This is a genomic window from Adhaeribacter pallidiroseus (assembly GCF_003340495.1).
Lineage (GTDB): Bacteria > Bacteroidota > Bacteroidia > Cytophagales > Hymenobacteraceae > Adhaeribacter > Adhaeribacter pallidiroseus.
The window spans coordinates 2,071,116-2,089,987 of sequence record NZ_QASA01000001.1; the positions used below are offsets into that span (position 1 = coordinate 2,071,116).

General features: G+C 43.0%; 17 protein-coding genes. 10 read left to right on the top strand and 7 right to left on the bottom strand.

From position 1 onward, the window contains the following. Positions 1–337: 337 nt before the first annotated feature. Positions 338–1,219 (bottom strand): DUF2911 domain-containing protein, encoded by an 882-nt coding sequence (locus tag AHMF7616_RS08130; protein ID WP_115372430.1) that lies wholly within the window; start codon positions 1,217–1,219, stop codon positions 338–340. Between the two features lie 463 nt (positions 1,220–1,682). On the opposite strand from AHMF7616_RS08130, the gene hisG reads away from it, so the two are divergent. The 8 genes from hisG to hisIE all read left to right on the top strand — a co-directional run bounded on the left by hisG (position 1,683) and on the right by hisIE (position 8,726). After that, the gene (gene hisG / locus AHMF7616_RS08135) at positions 1,683–2,534 is read left to right on the top strand and encodes an ATP phosphoribosyltransferase (protein WP_394335763.1); all 852 of its coding nucleotides are present in this window, start codon (positions 1,683–1,685) and stop codon (positions 2,532–2,534) included. Continuing rightward, the gene (hisD, locus tag AHMF7616_RS08140) at positions 2,534–3,826 is read left to right on the top strand and encodes a histidinol dehydrogenase (protein WP_115372432.1); all 1,293 of its coding nucleotides are present in this window, start codon (positions 2,534–2,536) and stop codon (positions 3,824–3,826) included. Before hisG ends, hisD begins: the two co-directional genes overlap by 1 nt. Continuing rightward, positions 3,819–4,871 (top strand): histidinol-phosphate transaminase, encoded by a 1,053-nt coding sequence (gene hisC, locus AHMF7616_RS08145; protein WP_115372433.1) that lies wholly within the window; start codon positions 3,819–3,821, stop codon positions 4,869–4,871. Before hisD ends, hisC begins: the two co-directional genes overlap by 8 nt. 88 nt (positions 4,872–4,959) lie before the next feature. Next, positions 4,960–6,054 carry a bifunctional histidinol-phosphatase/imidazoleglycerol-phosphate dehydratase HisB gene (gene hisB / locus AHMF7616_RS08150; protein ID WP_115372434.1) on the top strand — a complete coding sequence of 365 codons (1,095 nt, stop codon included), beginning with the start codon at positions 4,960–4,962 and terminating at the stop codon, positions 6,052–6,054. Next, positions 6,054–6,635 carry an imidazole glycerol phosphate synthase subunit HisH gene (hisH, locus tag AHMF7616_RS08155; RefSeq protein WP_115372435.1) on the top strand — a complete coding sequence of 194 codons (582 nt, stop codon included), beginning with the start codon at positions 6,054–6,056 and terminating at the stop codon, positions 6,633–6,635. Before hisB ends, hisH begins: the two co-directional genes overlap by 1 nt. Continuing rightward, on the top strand, positions 6,632–7,354 hold the full coding sequence (gene hisA, locus AHMF7616_RS08160) for a 1-(5-phosphoribosyl)-5-[(5-phosphoribosylamino)methylideneamino]imidazole-4-carboxamide isomerase (protein ID WP_115372436.1): 723 nt from the start codon (positions 6,632–6,634) through the stop codon (positions 7,352–7,354). Before hisH ends, hisA begins: the two co-directional genes overlap by 4 nt. Further along, the gene (gene hisF / locus AHMF7616_RS08165) at positions 7,348–8,109 is read left to right on the top strand and encodes an imidazole glycerol phosphate synthase subunit HisF (RefSeq protein ID WP_115372437.1); all 762 of its coding nucleotides are present in this window, start codon (positions 7,348–7,350) and stop codon (positions 8,107–8,109) included. Before hisA ends, hisF begins: the two co-directional genes overlap by 7 nt. Beyond that, positions 8,100–8,726, top strand: coding sequence for a bifunctional phosphoribosyl-AMP cyclohydrolase/phosphoribosyl-ATP diphosphatase HisIE (gene hisIE / locus AHMF7616_RS08170; RefSeq protein ID WP_115372438.1), 627 nt, complete (start codon positions 8,100–8,102; stop codon positions 8,724–8,726). The genes hisF and hisIE overlap by 10 nt, the downstream gene beginning before the upstream one ends. 28 nt (positions 8,727–8,754) lie before the next feature. Here the strand turns inward: hisIE and AHMF7616_RS08175 are convergent, their stop codons facing one another. Beyond that, on the bottom strand, positions 8,755–9,618 hold the full coding sequence (locus AHMF7616_RS08175; RefSeq protein ID WP_115372439.1) for an alpha/beta fold hydrolase: 864 nt from the start codon (positions 9,616–9,618) through the stop codon (positions 8,755–8,757). Between the two features lie 66 nt (positions 9,619–9,684). After that, the gene (locus tag AHMF7616_RS08180) at positions 9,685–10,257 is read right to left on the bottom strand and encodes a TetR/AcrR family transcriptional regulator (protein WP_115372440.1); all 573 of its coding nucleotides are present in this window, start codon (positions 10,255–10,257) and stop codon (positions 9,685–9,687) included. A gap of 139 nt (positions 10,258–10,396) precedes the next feature. Between AHMF7616_RS08180 and AHMF7616_RS08185 the strand changes: the two genes are divergently transcribed. Beyond that, positions 10,397–11,203, top strand: a complete 807-nt coding sequence (locus AHMF7616_RS08185; RefSeq protein ID WP_115372441.1) for an MBL fold metallo-hydrolase — start codon at positions 10,397–10,399, stop codon at positions 11,201–11,203. Positions 11,204–11,283: 80 nt separating this feature from the next. Here the strand turns inward: AHMF7616_RS08185 and AHMF7616_RS08190 are convergent, their stop codons facing one another. After that, positions 11,284–13,743 carry a TonB-dependent receptor gene (locus AHMF7616_RS08190; protein WP_115372442.1) on the bottom strand — a complete coding sequence of 820 codons (2,460 nt, stop codon included), beginning with the start codon at positions 13,741–13,743 and terminating at the stop codon, positions 11,284–11,286. Positions 13,744–14,355: 612 nt separating this feature from the next. Here AHMF7616_RS08190 and AHMF7616_RS08195 point away from each other — a divergent pair. Next, positions 14,356–15,210, top strand: coding sequence for a hypothetical protein (locus AHMF7616_RS08195; protein ID WP_115372443.1), 855 nt, complete (start codon positions 14,356–14,358; stop codon positions 15,208–15,210). Between the two features lie 193 nt (positions 15,211–15,403). On the opposite strand, the gene AHMF7616_RS08200 is transcribed toward AHMF7616_RS08195, so the two are convergent. From AHMF7616_RS08200 to AHMF7616_RS08210, 3 genes are all read right to left on the bottom strand, one after another. Next, entirely contained in the window at positions 15,404–16,696 is a 1,293-nt protein-coding gene (locus AHMF7616_RS08200) for an MFS transporter (RefSeq protein WP_115372444.1), read from the bottom strand. Positions 16,697–16,762: 66 nt separating this feature from the next. Beyond that, positions 16,763–17,533: a 3-ketoacyl-ACP reductase gene (locus AHMF7616_RS08205; protein ID WP_115372445.1), complete on the bottom strand. Its 771-nt coding sequence runs from the start codon at positions 17,531–17,533 to the stop codon at positions 16,763–16,765. A gap of 183 nt (positions 17,534–17,716) precedes the next feature. Beyond that, a complete protein-coding gene (locus tag AHMF7616_RS08210; protein WP_115372446.1) occupies positions 17,717–18,868 on the bottom strand; it encodes a Gfo/Idh/MocA family protein in 1,152 nt (383 codons plus the stop codon). Positions 18,869–18,872 lie beyond the last annotated feature (4 nt).

The window sequence follows — 18,872 nt, forward strand, 5'->3', positions numbered from 1 at the left end:
CCAATTTTAAAAATTTAAATTTCTACGTGGTATTTTACTATAAACGTAATGTTAGTCAAATTGCTATTTCACCATTAAATAAATAACCAGTAATAGGTAGTATCCGGAATGTAAATCAAAGAAAGAGTTTGATTTCTAATGCTCGTTCCTAGTTTCTAGCTCAGTACTTGTACAAGATTACTAGGTTTTAAAAAAACAAAGGCGACCAGTTTTGGTCGCCTTTGTTTTTATTTAAGTTAAATACTTTTAAAAAGTAGTTTAAAGTTTAAATAATTTTAAAATAGGGGTTCCGACAAATTTGTTGTACGAACAACTAGCAACCAACAACTTCTGGCGGTTAATTAGCGTCCCCTTCGTGCCGTTTAAACTTCCAAATACTAATGTTTTGTTCTATGTCGGACTCGTACTTTTTAAATTCCTCCTGGGTTTTCTTCCCAAGTTTAATGGCTTTTTTGCACAAATCTACCGCTCCCTCGTATTCTTCTTTCTGCGCTAATAATTGGGCTTTTACCCAGTTATTATAAAAGTTTTCGTTCATGGCCAAAGACTTATCAATCCACTGCAGAGCCAGTTCGTGCTCCATATTTTTTTGAATTAAATAGTTCGTGGCTTGCGCGTATATTTGCCAATCGCCGGGTTTCGCGTTTTTAAGATCTTCCTGCAGTAAGGCTACTGCTTTTTTATCGGTGTTTACTTCTATTTTTACCAGAACTTGTTTTTTTTCCCAAACAAAGCTTAAAATACCGGAAGTAGGCGTAATCTCATTAAAAGCAAACTGAAATGTTTCCTGAAAAGGAATTTCCTTGCTCTGCGCTTTTACCCGGATCACATCTTCTTTCGAGTCGTAGCCTTCGGTGCCCCATGATTTTAAATTTTTGTTAAAGATCAGCCACCACGAATCAGCACTTGCGGGAAAAGAAAATAAACTGTAAGTTCCGGCATCTACCTTTTCTCCGTTTATCGTCACTGGGTCCGAAAAGGTTATTAAAGTTGCTTCGTTGGCGCCAGTGCGCCAAACTTGATTGTAAGTCACTAATTCTCCCCAAATTTTCCGGTTTTTCACTCCCGGTGTATGGTATTTTATAATTACATCGGTTAGGCCAATGGTTTGCATAATGGTAGCGGCCGGGCTAGGCTGCGGTAAACGTAATTGGGCTAAAACCGATTGTGTTAGTAAAATAAAGCTAAAACAAATAGAAACCAGAACAATCCGCATCATACTTTGGTATTATAGTGAATAAAACAGATACTTACTTAACGTAAATTTTTCCCGAAAATGATTATTAGATTAACAAGTAAACAGGATGATATTATTTTATCTGGCAGTACAAGCCTAGCTTCATATAAATATGATTTAAATACTACTAAATAACCGCAAATTACCAAATTGCGTACAAGTACCCTAATTTAAGGAGCCAAAAATTTCTGTTTAAATTTTTATAATTCAAATTCTAGCTTACATTTGCACCACCCAATGAAGAACAACAGCAAAAAAACTTTTAACCTCCATCTTACAACGCGTTTTCCCGCGTTTGCTTTTGCTGTGCATTTCCACCATTACCATCATTCCTTCCGGTATTAATTATTCTTGATTACCGGTTAGGAGGAAACTCCTGTTTTCGCTGCTATTCTGGTAAACAGCTTTGTAAAACTATTATCAACAGGAAGCTTTTATAAAATATATGATTCGATTAGCCATTCAAAAGTCGGGTAGATTAAGCGAAGACTCCCTTAATCTTATTCGGGAATGCGGTATTTCTTTTATTAATTCTTCTCTAAAACTTAAAACCGAAGCCACCAATTTTCCCTTGGAAATTTTATTTTTGCGGGATGATGATATTCCCGGGTACGTGGCCGATGGCGTGGCCGACATTGGTATCGTGGGCGAAAACGTGTTGGTGGAAGAAGGTCGGGAAGAGTTGCAGGTGCAAAAGCTAGGTTTTTCGCGCTGCCGTTTATCCATAGCGGTACCCAAAAACGAAGCTTTCGACGACATTACAGCTTTGGAGGGTAAAAACATTGCTACCTCTTACCCTAATTTACTGCAAACTTATCTATCCGGCGAAGGGGTGCAAGCCCACATCCACACGATTAGCGGCTCCGTAGAAATTGCTCCCAGTATTGGCTTAGCCGATGCTATCTGCGATATTGTATCCTCGGGTAGTACCTTAATCAGCAACGGCTTACGGGAAGTACAAACGGTATTCCGGTCAGAGGCGGTGTTAATTGCGCATCAAAATTTAGCTACTGCAAAACAGCAGCTCTTAGATCAACTTTTATTTCGGATTGATGCCGTACGGAAAGCGCAGAAAGCCAAATACATTTTACTAAACGCGCCCAATCAGGCCATTCCGCATATTAAATCTTTATTACCCGGCATGAAGGCTCCCTCTATTTTGCCTTTAGCCGAAGAAGGCTGGAGTTCGGTGCATTCGGTAGTAAACGAAGATGATTTTTGGGAAATAATTGAAAAGTTACGAGAGGCCGGCGCTCAAGGTATTTTGGTGGTGCCCATCGAGAAAATGATATTGTAATGTTAAAAAAAGTTAAATACCCGGATCGCGGTAGCTGGCCCAACCTGGTAAAGCGGCCGGTACAAGATTACGAAACTCTAGAAGCGCAAATTAAATCGGTTTTTGAACAGGTTCGCCTGACCGGTGACGAAGCTTTATTGCAGTTTACGGCTCAGTTTGATAAAGTGGAACTTACTAAACTACTAGTTACGCCCGAAGAATTTAACGCCGCGAGCAGCCTTATTGCTGAAAATTTAAAAAAAGCGATACAGCAGGCTTATCAAAATATTAAAACTTTTCACGAAGCGCAACAAGAGGAATTTACCCCCGTGGAAACCATGCCGGGCGTAACGTGCTGGCGCAAAAGCGTGGCCATCGAAAAAGTAGGTTTGTACATTCCGGGCGGAACGGCTCCTTTATTTTCCACACTTTTAATGTTAGGTGTTCCGGCCAAATTAGCAGGTTGTCAGCAAATTGTATTATGCACGCCACCGGCCAAAGACGGTTCCGTTCATCCGGCTATTTTGTTTACGGCTTCGTTATTGGGTATAGACACCATCGTAAAAGTAGGCGGCAGCCAAGCAATTGCGGCTCTAACTTTTGGTACCAGCACGGTGCCGGCCGTTTCCAAAATATTCGGACCAGGAAACCAATATGTTACAGTAGCCAAACAAATGGCCGGTAAATACGGCGTTGCCATTGATATGCCCGCCGGGCCTTCCGAAGTTTTGGTAATGGCCGATGAGACCACTGATCCAACTTTTGTAGCCGCCGATTTATTGTCGCAAGCCGAGCACGGCACCGATTCCCAAGTGGTATTACTGACTACCTCGGAGCAAACTTTACAAGCCGTAGAACAAGCTTTAGAAGATCAAGCGGCTTATTTATCACGCCAAACAATTGTTACTAAAACCTTAAACAACAGTTTGGGAATAATTCTAAGCAGTACCGCCGAAATGCTCGAATTTTCAAATTTATACGCACCCGAGCATTTGATATTATCTGTTAAAAATTACGAACAAGTAGCCGTAGGAGTAATAAATGCCGGTTCGGTTTTTCTGGGGCCATACAGCCCGGAGTCGGTGGGGGATTATGCCTCCGGAACCAACCATACTTTGCCCACCAACGGGTATGCCCGGGCGTACAGCGGCGTGTCCTTAGATTCTTTCGTTAAAAAAATTACGTTCCAGCACCTTACCTCCCAAGGTTTACAACAAATTGGGCCGCACGTAGAAGTGTTGGCCGCGGCCGAAGGCTTGGATGCACACCAACAAGCCGTAAGTATTCGTTTAAAAAGTTTAGCCCATGTTTAAACTTACCAACTTAGTTCGCCCCAATATTCGGGGCATGAAACCTTACTCTTCCGCTCGGGATGAGTTTAAAGGCGAAGCCAGCATTTTTATTGATGCCAACGAAAACAGCCTGGGCAGCATGGCGGCGAGCCAACATTACAACCGCTACCCAGACCCGCATCAAAAAGCTTTAAAAACAAAAATTGCCCAAATTAAAGAAGTAAGGCCTGAACAGATTTTTTTAGGCAACGGCTCCGACGAAGCAATCGATTTACTGATTCGGCTGGTTTGCCAACCCGGTCACGACCAGATTTTAGCTTTTGGTCCAACCTACGGGATGTACGAAGTATCGGCTAATTTAAATGATATAGAATTGCGTCAGGTGAAGCTAGATGCTGATTTCCAGCTTACCCGGAATATGCTGCAAGGACAAATTCATTCCGAAACCAAAATCGTATTTATCTGCTCGCCCAATAACCCGAGTGGTAACTTAATCAATCGCAGCACAATCGAATATATTTTGCAATCGTTTAACGGTTTGGTGGTGATAGATGAAGCGTACATTGATTTTTCATCGGAAGAAAGCTGGACGAAGCACTTAATCGAATTCCCGAACCTGGTAGTATTACAAACATTTTCCAAAGCCTGGGGCATGGCTGCTTTACGGTTAGGAATGGCCTTTGCCTCCGAAGAAATTATTTCTTTTTTGGATAAGATTAAACCACCTTATAATATCAACGAAGCTACCCAGGAAATTGCTTTGCAGGCATTACAAAGCACCGAGCGCTTGCAGGACATGATTCAGGAAATAAAAGAAAACCGGTCTATCCTGATAAAAGAATTAAAAAAACTAACTGTCGTAAAAAAGGTTTATCCTTCCGATGCCAACTTTATTTTGGTAGAAGTTACGGATGCGAATGCTATTTACAAGTACTTGTTGCAAGCCGGTATTGTGGTACGTAACCGCACTAACCAGCCCGGTTGTTATAATTGTATGCGTATTTCGGTGGGTACCAAAGCAGAAAACGAAAAACTGGTAAAAACTTTAAAATATTTTAATTTATAGGTTGGTCTTCAGGTTTAATGCGAACCTTATATTCAACACATTATGAGTTATTTAAAGTTTTTTAAAAAGCGTTATTAGAAAATTTTTAATGAAAAAAGTATTATTTATTGATCGGGATGGAACGATACTCGTGGAGCCATCCACGGATTACCAGGTTGATTCCTTTGATAAGTTTTCCTTTATACCGGGAGTAATTTATAATCTGCGTCAGATCAGCAAAGAGTTAGACTACGAATTAGTAATGGTCACGAATCAGGATGGTTTAGGAACTTCTTCTTATCCCGAAGAAACGTTTTGGCCATACCAGAACAAAATGCTAGAAATCCTGGCTGGAGAAAGCATTACCTTTTCGGATATCCTGATTGATAAAAGCTTTGAACACGAAAATTTACCAACCCGAAAACCGGGTTTAGGATTGTTGCAAAGGTATTTAAGCGAAGGTTATGATTTAGGGAATTCTTACGTGATTGGTGATCGGTTAACCGATATACAACTGGCTAAAAATCTGAGCTGTAAAGCTATTTACCTACATCATAACATTAATCCGGAAGCTGCCTTGTCAACAACCAGTTGGGACGATATTTTTAAATTTTTACGTTTGCCTGCTCGTAAAGCTTCCATTATTCGGAATACGAACGAAACCAAAATACAAGTAGATCTTAATCTAGACGGAACGGGCAACATGCAAATCCATACCGGTTTGGGTTTCTTCGATCACATGCTGGAACAACTAAGTAAACACTCCGGGGTAGACATGCGCATCCAGGTAAACGGGGATTTACACATCGACGAACACCACACCATTGAGGATACCGCTATTGCCATTGGCGAAGCTTTCGCGCAAGCGCTTGGCGATAAAAGAGGCATTAGCCGGTATGGTTACTTATTGCCCATGGATGATGTGTTGGCGCAAGTTGCATTGGATTTTTCGGGTAGGCCCTGGATTGTTTGGGAAGCCGAGTTCAAACGGGAAAGGGTGGGAGATATGCCTACCGAAATGTTTTATCATTTTTTTAAATCTTTCTCCGATGCTGCTAAGTGCAACTTAAACGTAAAGGCCGAAGGCACCAACGAACACCATAAAATAGAAGCTATCTTTAAAGCCGTAGCTAAATCCGTAAAAATGGCGGTAGCCCGCGATGTGAACAAAATGGAAATTCCGAGTACCAAAGGTATTTTATAATGAGTGTCGTAATTATTGATTACAAAGGCGGTAATGTGCAATCGGTAAAGTTCGCCTTGGAGCGATTGGGCGTAGAAGCAACTTTAACCGCTGACGCCGAAGTAATCCGATCAGCCGATAAAATTATTTTCCCGGGCGAAGGGGAAGCCAGCTCCGCCATGCAGGAGCTGCGGGAACGGGGCTTAGACAAAGTAATTCCGGAACTAACCCAACCGTTTCTTGGAATTTGTTTAGGTATACAATTACTCTGCCGGCACTCCGAAGAAAACGACACGCAAATGCTTGCTATTATTCCGATTAACGTGAGAAGGTTCCAGCATCACTTAAAGGTGCCCCACATGGGTTGGAACAATTTATTTAACTTGCAAGGCGAGTTATTTGCCGGCGTAAAAGAACAGGATTACGTGTATTTCGTGCATAGTTATTACCTGCCCGTTTGTGAATACACCATCGCCACTGGTGCTTACCCAGAGCCTTTTAGCGCGGCTGTACGATATAAGAACTTTTTTGCCATGCAATTCCATACAGAAAAAAGCGGCCCAACCGGTACCCGTATTATTGAGAACTTTCTTGCTTTATGATCCAAATTATTCCCGCTATCGATATAATTAACGGCCAGTGCGTGCGCCTGACGGAAGGAGATTTTGCCCAGCAGAAAACCTACGCCAGCAACCCGGTAGAAGTAGCTAAACAATTTGAAGGAGTAGGTTTAACGCGTTTGCACTTAGTAGATTTAGATGGAGCTCGGGCAAAAGAGCCTAAAAATCTAGCGGTGCTGGAAGCAATTGCTACCCAAACTAATTTAACTATAGACTTTGGGGGCGGCATTCAAAACGATATAGCTATTCAGCAAGCTTTTAACGCGGGGGCTCACCAAATTACCGCCGGCAGCATCGCGGTGCGGGAACCCGGTAAAGTGCAGGAATGGCTGGTTAAGTATGGGGCAGAAAAAATTATTATTGGTGCAGATTTTCGAGATAACTATATTGCTATTAATGCCTGGGCCGATCAATCCACGGTTTTACTGACGGACTTCATTGATCAATATGTGACGGTTGGAGCAAAAACTTTTATCTGCACCGATGTTAGTAAGGATGGTAAATTGCAAGGTCCGGCCACCGCTACGTATGCTGAATTAGTAAGAAGTACACCCAGAGCAGCTTTTATTGCCAGCGGTGGAGTTACTACCATTCAGGATTTAGAGGAACTTGATGCAGGGGGTGTAACCGCAGCCATTATTGGCAAAGCTATTTACGAAGGAACGATTGCCTTAGCTGATTTAAACCGCTTTGTATGCTAACGAAAAGAATAATTCCTTGTTTGGATATTAAAAACGGACGCACCGTTAAAGGCATTCGGTTCGAGAATATTCGGGATGCGGGTGATCCGGTGGCTCTAGCCGCGGAATATGCTCGGCAAGGTGCGGATGAACTGGTTTTTTTAGATATTACCGCTACGAACGAAGAACGGAAAACTTTTGCGCAATTAGTGCGTGCTATTGCCCGCCACATCGATATTCCGTTTACCGTGGGTGGCGGCATTGGGGCTATTCGCGATGTAGAAGTTTTACTACGCGAAGGAGCCGACAAAGTATCCATAAACTCTGCTGCCATCAAAGATCCCCAACTAGTGTATGATTTAGCGAAACGCTTCGGGAGCCAGTGCATTACAGTGGCTATCGATACGAAGTTAACCACTACTGGCTGGAAAGTTTTTAGCCGGGCTGGCACCTTGGAAACCGAACATTATACCCTGAATTGGGCTAAACAAATTACCGACTTAGGAGCCGGCGAAATTTTACTTACTTCTATGAGCCACGATGGCACCAAAAATGGTTTCGCTTTAGATATTACCGGTGACGTGTCGCGGGGGGTTTCTATACCGGTAATTGCTTCCGGCGGCGCCGGTAATATGGCGCATTTTGCGGATGTATTTAACCAGGCCGAGGCCGATGCCGCTTTAGCCGCCAGTATTTTTCACTTTGGCGAAATTCCTATTCCTTCTTTAAAAGAATATTTAGCCAGTCAGCATTTACCCATTCGATTATGTTATTAGATTTTGCCAAATCCGGCGGATTAGTGCCGGCCGTTATTCAAGACAACACCACCCAGGAAGTTTTGATGCTGGGTTTTATGAACCAGGAAGCTTATGAGAAAACGCAGCAAGAGCAGGTAGTTACTTTTTTCTCCCGTACTAAAAACCGGCTTTGGACCAAAGGCGAAACCAGCGGAAATTTCTTAAATGTGGTTAGCATGCACCTAGACTGCGATCAAGACACTTTATTGATAAAAGTTAATCCGGTGGGGCCCGTTTGCCATACCGGGGCGCGTACCTGCTTCGACTCCCCGGAATCAGCTGAAAATAAGAGCCATACAGGTACCAAGCCTACCGCTGCTTTTCTGGATTACCTGGAAAATATTATTAACGACCGGCGCCAAAACCCACAGGAAAAATCGTACACCAACTTGCTTTTCGAAAAAGGCATTCAGAAAATAGCGCAAAAAGTAGGCGAGGAGGCGGTGGAAACGGTAATAGATGCGGTAGCGGGCAATAAAGAACGCCTGAAAGAAGAAGCGGCCGATCTCATGTATCATTTGTTAGTTCTTTTGGCGGCTTCAGATTTAAAACTACAAGATGTGGTGCAAGTATTACAACAAAGACATCAGAAGTAAATCTTGGTACTAGAACCCAGGAGCAAGGTTAATTTTTTAAAAAATCTTTAATCTCCTGTAAAATTTCGGCGGGTTTTTCTTCTTGTAAAAAATGGCCGGCTTCCAGTTCTACTACTTGGGCCTGCAAAAAATGCATGCGCCACTTATGTAGAAAAGAACGGCGAAATAATTTGTCGTGTTTACCCCATAATAGCAGCATGGGTTTGGTAGCCAAAACCGCATGATTTTGCCAGAGCGTGGCATACCAGTTCTGGGAATCTAAAAGTTCTTTGGCAAACTGCCAGGTGCCCCTCCGGTGCGCAGGTTTACTCAGTGGTTTTAAATAATGTTGCTTAATCTCCGGAGTTAAATTTTTAGAATTGTAAAAACCACGGGGCAGTAAAACCTGGGCCGAAAAATTGAAATACTGGTACAATATTCTCCCGAAGCTACTTCCAAACAACTGGCTGGCCTGCTTAATATTTTTATCTTTATTTAAAGGCCAAAGCCAGGAATTTAAAACAACAATGCGTTTAACATTTTCCGGAAATTGGATGGCATAATCTAATCCAATTGGGCCCCCGAAATCGTGCACTACCAGGGTAATGTCCTTTAATTGTAAATGTTGGATTAGTTTCGTAAAATTTTCAGCGTGAGCGGCCGGCGTATAGAGCCATTTTCGCGGTTTATCCGAGAAGCCAAAGCCTAAAAGATCCGGGGCTATGCAGCGGTATTTATTCTGCAAGCCTTTGATCAAATTCCGGTAAATAAAAGACCAAACCGGCGAACCGTGCACCATAACGATGGTTTCACCGGAACCTTCATCCACATAATGTATTCGGCCCGGCCCCGCATCAAAATAATTTGGCCCAAAAGGATATTCCTGGGGATCTAACCAAGCGGCATTCTTCATTTTGTTTAATATGTTAAATAATCGTTGGTTTTTGTTTAAGCAACGGTTAAAATAATGGCTATTTCCTTATTTTGCATTGGGTTGTGGGTACTTCATCAGCAATAAATGAACTACATCATTCACCGGAAAACTGTTCTGCAATAAAAAATGTTGGGCCACGCCATCCAAAGAAGCCAGGAGTAATTTAGCTTCTAAACCTGGGAAAGCAATTTCTGCCTCTACTAAACAATTTTCCAGTATTTTCTGCAGCACGCTTTCTATTTCTTTTACTTCGTTTGTTACAACCAAGGCCGTAGTACCGGATAACCTTAGATCATAAAATAATATCCAGAAATGATTATTGTTCTTTACATTTTTAAAAAATTGGCGGATAAACCTATTTAAAGTAATTCCCTGGTCTGATTCTTTGCTGTTACGCCAATCGGCTTGAATGTCTCTTATGTTTTTTTGAAAAATAGCTCTTAAAACTTCCTCCTTACTTTTAAAATAATTATAAAGTAAACCCAGAGAAATACCGGCTTTTTCGGCAATCATTCGGATGGTAGTTGGAGAATATCCGTTTTCGGCAAATAAATCTAAACCAACTTGTAAAATCAATTGCATACTGGCGTCCCGTTTCTGTACAAACTTAGTAGACATGTAGTTGTTATATTATGAATGAACAATCGTTCATAAATATATAAAAAATTTTTTGAAATTTAAAATTTTAGCAAATAGCTGTCATTGTTAATTTGCTTCCATAAAAATTATCTATAACCCCTATATATTTTTTGGAAACATGATGCCTTGTATTTGTACTACTTGTGGCGTGCAATATGCCGCCCAAACGCAGAAACCGGAGTATTGTACCGTTTGCTGCGACGACCGCCAATATGTAAATTGGCAAGGCCAGACCTGGACCACTTTAGCCCAAATGCAGCAGTATTACCGCAACAACATACAAGAAGTAGAGCCGAATGTCTATCAGATTCAAACTACGCCCCGGTTTGCTATCGGTCAAAAAGCGCATTTAATCCAAACGGCCGCGGGCAACGTTCTTTGGGATTGTGTTACTTTGCTAGACCAGGAAACCATCGAAAAAATAAATCAATTAGGCGGAATTGCCGCAATCGCCATTTCTCATCCGCATTATTTTGCCACCATGGTTAATTGGAGCCAGGCATTTGGTGGCGTACCCGTGTACCTGCATGCGCTAGATAAAGAATGGGTTATGCAGCCGGATTCTAGCCTGCATTTTTGGGAAGGCGCTAGGAAACCACTGCTAGATTATAATTTACAACTAATTAAATGCGGCGGTCATTTTCCGGGAGCTAGTGTGTTGTATTGGCCCAATGGCGCAGATGGTAAAGGCGTTCTGTTTTCCGGCGATACGATACAGGTGGCCATGGATCGCCAGTCGGTTTCGTTTATGTATTCGTACCCGAACCTGATTCCTTTAAATAAGCCAAGCATTTTAGGGATACAAGAGGCGGTGGCAAAGGTAAGTTTCGACCGGATTTACGGAGCTTTTGAAGCTCATATTCCAGAAAATGCCCGGCAAGCTTTAGATAAATCTATCACGCGTTACTTACATATTTATGAATAAAAATCCTTACTTTTCAGTACCAGAAGTAAGGATATCCTTAATTGTTTATACTTTTTTAAAAATTTTATCAGCTTCAAACATTAAAATGGGATAATAATTTTCGCACTGAAGTTGCGGCCCATGTTGTAAATACCAGTTCGGTTGGTGGGCGATGCCTGGTAGTACTCGAAGTATTTGAGCCGGTTTAAGTGCGACTGATACGCTTTGTCGAATAAATTAGTTACTTGAAAGAATAGCTGGCAGAAAACACGCCCGGATTTTTGTTTTACCGAAGTACCCATTCCGGTATTTATTAAAGAATAACCGGGCGTAGGAGTTTCGGTATTATCTACCGCATAGATTTGATTTTGCCGGGCATAGGTATCAAGTTCCAAGCGAGCGTAAATACCCGTGTAAGGACCTACTGATTTCCGTAAAGTGCCGCGTACTTCGGACCGGAAGTGCAGCGGCAGAATAAAAGGCAAGTACTTCGCCGCGTTCCCGTATTGTTCTATCAATTCATCATTCTTGTTTAATCCTTTAACATAAGCCAAACTATTATTAAAATTTAGCCATTTTACCGATTCCGGATGTACATTTAAGGTAAATTCCCCTCCATAAAGCTGTGCCTTGGATTGTTGGTATTTGTAAGTCAGATTGCCCTGTTCATCTACTACCGGCTGCCCTTGCGAGTCGCTTAACCGGGCCTGAAAGATATAATTACTGATGCGGTTATCAAACAGTTCCACACTAATATCCAAATTTTTCAGGTAAGCTAAAAAGCTGATATCTTTCTGAAAATTAAACTCCGGCACAAAATCGCGGTTGCCTTGGTACCGGATATGCGCCCCCGGATCTAAGCCGTTCGAACCTACTTCGTTAATGTTGGGCGAACGATAGCCCCGCGCCAGGTTGGCCTTAAATAACAGCCTTTCGGATAAATTATATGTAGCGCCTACACTGCCGGAAATGCCGTGGTATTGGTGCGTAAATTCCGGAAATTGCAAAGAGGCATCCGGAAAAGTAGCCGGTACTCTTTGTCCCAAACCAGCTGCATCAATGCCGGTATAAAAGTTGTTCCAGGTTAAATGGCGGGTATCGTAGCGGATACCTCCGGAAACATCAAATTTGCCGATACTTTTTTTAGTAAACACAAAAGCGCCAATATCAAATAAATTGTAATCCGGAATGGGGAAATCGGTAGCATCTTTACTTTTATTTATTTGATACATGCCATTTACGCCCACTGCAGTTTCCAGCGTATGCCAGGTAGGCAGGTTATAGCGCAAATCGTAGTTTATGGTGTTCAAAACCAGAAATAAAGCGGCTTTGTCCGGCAGCGTTGGAAAAAGGAACTCGCGCCGCCGGCTTTGCTGAAACCCTAGAGAGGCATTGATATTGCCTTGCCCGATAATTAACTGATTGTGGGTATAAACCCGGTAATGCTGAATAGCCTGGTGTAAAGTTCCGATTGCGTACGTTTTTAAATCGTTTTCCGGCACTAAAGGACGTTTTTTTACGTCATCCTGAATTCCTTCCAGCACCGGCTTGGTAAATTTACGGCTCAGCGAATCGCGGCTGCCATCGGGTATTTCCTGCAGATTATCGTAGAGCGTAGCGGAAAGTTGCGAAAAGCCCCAGCTCTTATCTAACCGGATGGTGCCACTTACGTTATATTCGCGGTAGCCGCTGCCGTACACGAAACCATCTACGCTATTCCGGTAATTATGCGCTCTTTTCTGGGTGCCGCGTAAGTAATACGTCCACCCGCTTTTATTATAGGATATGCCTAGGGAATTGCCAATTAAACCGTTGTTGCTGTGCCAATCGGTTAAAAAATCACCTTTTAATTTACCATCTACGCCTTTGGGTACTGCCGGAATCATATTGATAACGCCCGCTAAAGCATCTGATCCGTAGGTGAGACTAGCCGGGCCTTTTACTACCTCGGCTCTTTCGATGCCGTATTGATCTACTTCGGTGCCGTGTTCATCGCCCCATTGTTGCCCTTCTTGCCGGATGCCGTCGTACATGTTTAATACCCGGTTGTAGCCCAAACCCCGGATAAAAGGTTTTGATATATTCGGCCCAGTAGTGGTGGCGCTGACGCCGGGTACGCCTTTTACGATTGCATCTATTATATTGGAATTAACATTAATGTTGATTTCTTTTTTGGAAATTGTAGCAATCGGAATCGGACTCTTTTTAACTTCGGTAGCCCGGGTAACGCCGGTTACCACTACTTCTTCCAGCCGAGAGGATATTTCCTGCAAGGTAAAATCCAGTACCACCGTAGCACCGGCGCTTACAGTAGCCGAAGTTTTTTCGGATTGGTAGCCTACACTCGAAGCACCTACTTCCACGGTACCCGGTGGTACATTTTTAATTTCGTAATAGCCTTTATCGTTGGAAGTCGCGCCCAGGCGGGTACCCACAATTCCAACGGAGGCGTAAATCAGCGGCTCTCCGTTGGCCATAATGCGCCCCTTCACCAAGCCATTCTGTGCGAAAAGGCTGTTTATGGAAAATAGAAAAAATGACAGGGTAAAAAGTAACTTCATAAGAGAAAGCGGATATTAAGCTGGTAACGTAAACGATAAATACAGTCGAATTTAAACATCTTCAATTTAATTAAAGGTTACATGGTACAAACAAGATAAAAAATTGTAAAATTTTAAAATTAATCAAATACAAAGCTTTATTAGCAGTAAATAGCGTTTCAGCAGAACCTTCCAATACCTAAATTTAAAAATTTAATTGCTTCTTGCTGGTATTGCCTTTATTCTAAGGTGGTAATCAAACAACCCAACATTCTACTACACATCATACATCCATAAACTCCGCTAAAAATACCTCTATTAAGATTTTTAGTCTTAACCGGTTGCCTTCCGGAATTTTGAAATTTAAAAATTTCTGGCAGTCGCTTATCTATTTCGGCTAAAAAACCGGCTTATACCAGGTATTCGTTTTAAGAGGGATACCGCATGTTGCTGCATTGAAATTGCATGGTACGCAGTACTACTTAATTTACTAAATCCTGGTTTTCGCGCAGGTTTGGGGGTTAGTAGACGCCTACCTTTGTATCATTCCAATGAGTAAAAAATAAATACTTATTTTAACTATAACCTAAACCCCACTATTAATCCATCCACTCTTTAACAACTTTCTATTTTATGAAAAAGCCAAAACTTACCCTGGTTTTCCTGGGACTTACTTTTATGAGCTTGTTTTCTGCGTGCGAAGATTCAAAAAAGAACGATCCGCAGCCCAATCCTAATAATAACGGAAATCAAGGTAATTCTTGCCAAATCGCGGGTATTTCAGAGACTACCGGTGCGGATAATGAACAATCGGAGTTTGTTTACAATGCCCAGGGTAAACTAACCCGGGTAAATACCAAAGAAAATAACACTTTAACCGAGTACATTACTTTTGATTACAACAACGCGGGCAAGGTAACGAAAATGTCGTCTTTTAATGCCAGTAATGTGTTGCAGGATTATTTCACGGTGGAACTAAACGCGGCTGGGAATCCTGCCAAAATGAACTTCTTTTCAAAAGACGATGATTCGAACCAAATGAAAAATATAACGCGGTACGAATATGAATACAACGCTCAGAATAAAACCAGCAAGGTTAACATGTTTCTGGACGTAGAAGAAAACGGAACCTTAAGTTTAGCCGGTTACATGACTTTTACTTACGATAGTAAAGGAAATCCGAATCACAAAGAATACGCGATTGTAATGGGAGCAGGCCAAGCGCCCACGCCGGCTTTTGCTTACGATTACACCTACGATGCCAAGTTAAATCCCGTGAATAGCTCCCCCATTATCAACATCGAGCCACTGGCAGTAAATAATGTTACCAAGATAGTGGCTACTAACAAAATGACTAATGCCGTAGATAAAATTCAATCGCAGGATATGACTTACGAGTACAACAGCAACGGCCTCCCCACCAAAGTAACTACCAAAACGCAATCCGGCGTCACTACGTCGCAAGTGTACAGCTACAACTGTAAATAATACTTGGTTTGTTTGGTCCAAGTGGTCGCTTGTTTTTGACAAGTGCCCACTTTTTTGTTTTAAAATAAAGACGGGAACCGGCTCCAAAGTACACCGGGAAAAGAAGTTAATCGACTTTATACGCTATGGAAGATCTTTAATATAATATTAGGTTTTGAACAATGAACAACTAATAACTACTTGATGGAATTACTTAGTTTTTTCGCGTGAGCGAATCCGGATTACCTACTTCCGGTAGAACCAAGCTGGGGTCCAGAGCATCTTCTTCGTGGTAGTCGAGTTCTTTGTGAAAGGTTTCTTCGAGCCGGGATAAAGCCCATAATGCTATGGCCACAATGAAGCCGCCCACCATGGCAGCCCCCAAAGTAAGGCCAAAATGAGCTTTGGCGAACACAAACAAGGCCGAAATGGGAATAACCGAAGCCCGCACAAAGTTAGGCACCGTAGTAGCCACAGTGGCCCGCAGGTTAGTACCAAACAACTCGGCCGCAATGGTGATGAACAAAGTCCAGTAACCGTTAAAAAAGCCCAAGGCGGCGCAAAAAAAGTAAAAAGTAGGGAGGCTGGTGGTGTTCACCAGTAAATACACCAACATAAAGGTGTACGAACCTAGCAGAAAAATGAGCATGCCTTTTTTCCGGCTTTTAAACCGCTGACTCAGGTACCCCGAAACAAGGTCGCCGGCTACTTGCCCGGCAAAAGCCAGCATCACGGCTTTACCGGCTTCAATGGGCTCCGTTACGCCCAGGGCTGCCCCAAATTCCGGGGAGAAGAAGATGAGCACCCCGGATACAAACCAGATGGGGGTACCAATTAAAATAGAATAAAGGTATTTACTAAAGCGGGCGCCGCTCGAGAAAAGCATGAAGAAATTGCCGCGCTGTACGTTCTTGTGTTTTAAATGCAGAAATACACCCGATTCAAAAACCCGCACGCGCATCAACAGCAAGATTAAACCTAAGGCACCGCCTACAAAATAAGAAATGCGCCAATCAAAAGCTGAAGCTACAAAATAAGCCAGTATTGCCCCGAAAACGCCCGTAGTAGCCACTAAGGTAGTACCCCAGCCCCGGATTTCTTTCGGTAATATTTCCGCCACTAAGGTAATACCTGCCCCTAGTTCCCCAGCCAAACCAATGCCGGCGATAAAACGCAATGGTAAATATTGGTCGTAGGAAGTAACAAAACCATTGGCAATATTGGCCAGCGAATACAACAAGATAGAACCAAAAAGTACCGACAAACGGCCTTTCTTATCACCCAAAATTCCCCACAAGATACCGCCAATGAGCATACCGGCCATTTGCATATCCAGGATCAGTAAACCTTTGGAAAACAATTCATCCGACGATAAACCTAAGGCTTTTAAGCTGGGTACCCGCACAATGTTAAACAAAAACAAATCGTACATATCTACCAGATAGCCTAAGGCAGCTACAATTACGGGTACCTTTAAAAGTTGCTTAAAAGGAGGATTGTCGGTCATACAGAAATGCTTAATACAGAATAACTAAATGGAACTTAGGTGAAAATTTAAAAAAAGAAAGGTGTTTTACAATCGAGGCAACGTTAAACCGCCATCTACCATTATTACCTGACCGGTAGAATAAGGAAAATAGCCCGTGGCTAAAGCTGCCACTGCTTTGCCTACATCTAGGGCTTCGCCCCATCGTTCTTGCACCGTTAAACCTTCGGCGATTAATTTATCGTATTTTTCGGTAACGCCGGCTGTCATGTCGGTTTTTATAATTCCAGGCCGTACTTCGTACACGGGTATGTTGTATTCGCCTAAGCGCGCGGCAAACAGCTGGGTAGCCATGCTTATGCCTGCTTTAGCCACGCAGTATTCGCCGCGGTTAACCGAGGCCACCGTGGCCGAAATAGAAGATACGTTTACGATGCAACCGGAAAAGTTAGGCTTTTCGTTTTTTTGTTCTACCATCCAGTTGGCTACGGCTTGGGTGAGAAAGTAAGGCCCCTGTAGATTAGTGGTGAGCACGTGGGTAAAACTTTCTTCGGTGGCTTCCAGAATGTCCCGCCGCTCTTTGGGCGCAATGCCGGCATTATTGACGAGCACGTGTAAAGCGCTATAATACGATTTAATTTCCTGAATCATTCGGGCTCTATCGGCACCGGAAGCAACATCGCCCGGCACGTAAATAACATCGCCGCCGTGCCGCATCAACCCGGTTATCACATCCGTAACAGCATCAAGCGGGCGGACTCCATTGACAGCCAGATCAAACCCAGCCTGAGCTAACTGGGTGGCAATGCCTAAACCAATTCCGCGGGTACCTCCGGTGATAAGGGCTACTTTTCTCATAAAAATTTAAAAATCCAGATCATCATTATTATTTTAAATCAGTTATTCCAAAAAATTTAAAATCTGTTTAACTTGAAACAAGAGAAATCCCCTTTTTAGATTTTCAGCTTTGGTCAGCCTTATTTCTAAATTAAGTTTAACTACTACGGGCTATCAACCATAAACTATCCACTATCGACCAAACTACAACTCCGGTACCTCTACCCAACACCGTTTGGCCCAGCTTTCTAAACCTTTTTCCGCGAGTTGCACGCCTTTGGCGCCTTCGCGTAAATTCCAGGGGAAAGGTGTGTCTTTTACTACGTGTTTTAAAAATAATTCCCACTGCACCTTAAAGGCATTTTCAAAAATTTCCTGCTCGGGTACTTTGGCCCAACCTTCCATGAACTGGATCGGCTGCGGAATATCCGGATTCCAGACCGGTTTGGGCGTGTTGCCGTAGTGCTGCGTGTAACATTCGCGCAAACCGGCCACGGCCGAGCCTTTAGTACCATCTACTTGTAAGGTCAGTAAATCATCGCGCCGCACCCGTACCGTCCAGGACGAATTAAAATGCGCGATAATCCCATTATCGAGTTCAAAGGTGGCGTAAGCGGCATCGTCGGCGGTACAACGGTAGGGTTGGCCGTTTTCATCGATTCGTTCTTTAATGTGCGTAGCGCCTAAACACGAAACGGCTTTTACTTTTCCGAAGATATGATCCAGTACGTAGCGCCAGTGGCAGAGCATATCCACGATAATGCCGCCGTCGTCTTCTTTGCGGTAGTTCCAGGAAGGGCGTTGGGCCGGTACCGTGTGGCCTTCAAAAACCCAGTATCCAAATTCGCCGCGCACCGATAAAATTTCGCCAAAGAAATCGTTCTGAATCAATCGTTTTAATTTTAACAAACCGGGCAGCCATAGTTTGTCCTGTACCACGCCGTTTTTTATATTGTTCTTCTGGCAAAGTTCGTATAACTCGAGCGCTACTTCGGTACTAACGGCGGTGGGCTTTTCGCAGTAAACGTGTTTGCCGGCTTTTACCGCCTGGCGCACGCCACTGGCCCGGCGGCCGGTGGTTTGGGCATCGAAGTAAATCTGGTACCGCGGGTCTTGCATTACGCTATCTAAATCAGTGGTAAATTTAGGTACGCCCGATTGTTCTGCCAGCTTTTGCAGTTTCACGGCATCGCGCCCCACTAAAATCGGATCCGGCATGATAAATTCGGAGGGACTTACTTTTACGCCGCCTTGCTTTATGATTTCAACAATGGAGCGCATTAGATGCTGGTTGGTGCCCATGCGGCCGGTAACACCGTTCATGATAATACCTACTTGGTGGATAGTGGGAGTCATTTTT

What these genes read in the sequence shown, in the direction of transcription:
- hisIE (WP_115372438.1), top strand. Translation starts at nt 8,100, where the DNA reads ATGTTATTAGATTTTGCCAAATCCGGCGGATTAGTGCCGGCCGTTATT.
- AHMF7616_RS08200 (WP_115372444.1), bottom strand. Translation starts at nt 16,696, where the DNA reads ATGACCGACAATCCTCCTTTTAAGCAACTTTTAAAGGTACCCGTAATT.
- hisB (WP_115372434.1), top strand. Translation starts at nt 4,960, where the DNA reads ATGAAAAAAGTATTATTTATTGATCGGGATGGAACGATACTCGTGGAG.
- hisC (WP_115372433.1), top strand. Translation starts at nt 3,819, where the DNA reads ATGTTTAAACTTACCAACTTAGTTCGCCCCAATATTCGGGGCATGAAA.
- hisD (WP_115372432.1), top strand. Translation starts at nt 2,534, where the DNA reads ATGTTAAAAAAAGTTAAATACCCGGATCGCGGTAGCTGGCCCAACCTG.
- hisF (WP_115372437.1), top strand. Translation starts at nt 7,348, where the DNA reads ATGCTAACGAAAAGAATAATTCCTTGTTTGGATATTAAAAACGGACGC.
- hisH (WP_115372435.1), top strand. Translation starts at nt 6,054, where the DNA reads ATGAGTGTCGTAATTATTGATTACAAAGGCGGTAATGTGCAATCGGTA.
- hisG (WP_394335763.1), top strand. Translation starts at nt 1,683, where the DNA reads ATGATTCGATTAGCCATTCAAAAGTCGGGTAGATTAAGCGAAGACTCC.
- AHMF7616_RS08175 (WP_115372439.1), bottom strand. Translation starts at nt 9,618, where the DNA reads ATGAAGAATGCCGCTTGGTTAGATCCCCAGGAATATCCTTTTGGGCCA.
- AHMF7616_RS08190 (WP_115372442.1), bottom strand. Translation starts at nt 13,743, where the DNA reads ATGAAGTTACTTTTTACCCTGTCATTTTTTCTATTTTCCATAAACAGC.
- AHMF7616_RS08185 (WP_115372441.1), top strand. Translation starts at nt 10,397, where the DNA reads ATGATGCCTTGTATTTGTACTACTTGTGGCGTGCAATATGCCGCCCAA.
- hisA (WP_115372436.1), top strand. Translation starts at nt 6,632, where the DNA reads ATGATCCAAATTATTCCCGCTATCGATATAATTAACGGCCAGTGCGTG.
- AHMF7616_RS08195 (WP_115372443.1), top strand. Translation starts at nt 14,356, where the DNA reads ATGAAAAAGCCAAAACTTACCCTGGTTTTCCTGGGACTTACTTTTATG.
- AHMF7616_RS08205 (WP_115372445.1), bottom strand. Translation starts at nt 17,533, where the DNA reads ATGAGAAAAGTAGCCCTTATCACCGGAGGTACCCGCGGAATTGGTTTA.
- AHMF7616_RS08130 (WP_115372430.1), bottom strand. Translation starts at nt 1,219, where the DNA reads ATGATGCGGATTGTTCTGGTTTCTATTTGTTTTAGCTTTATTTTACTA.
- AHMF7616_RS08180 (WP_115372440.1), bottom strand. Translation starts at nt 10,257, where the DNA reads ATGTCTACTAAGTTTGTACAGAAACGGGACGCCAGTATGCAATTGATT.
- AHMF7616_RS08210 (WP_115372446.1), bottom strand. Translation starts at nt 18,868, where the DNA reads ATGACTCCCACTATCCACCAAGTAGGTATTATCATGAACGGTGTTACC.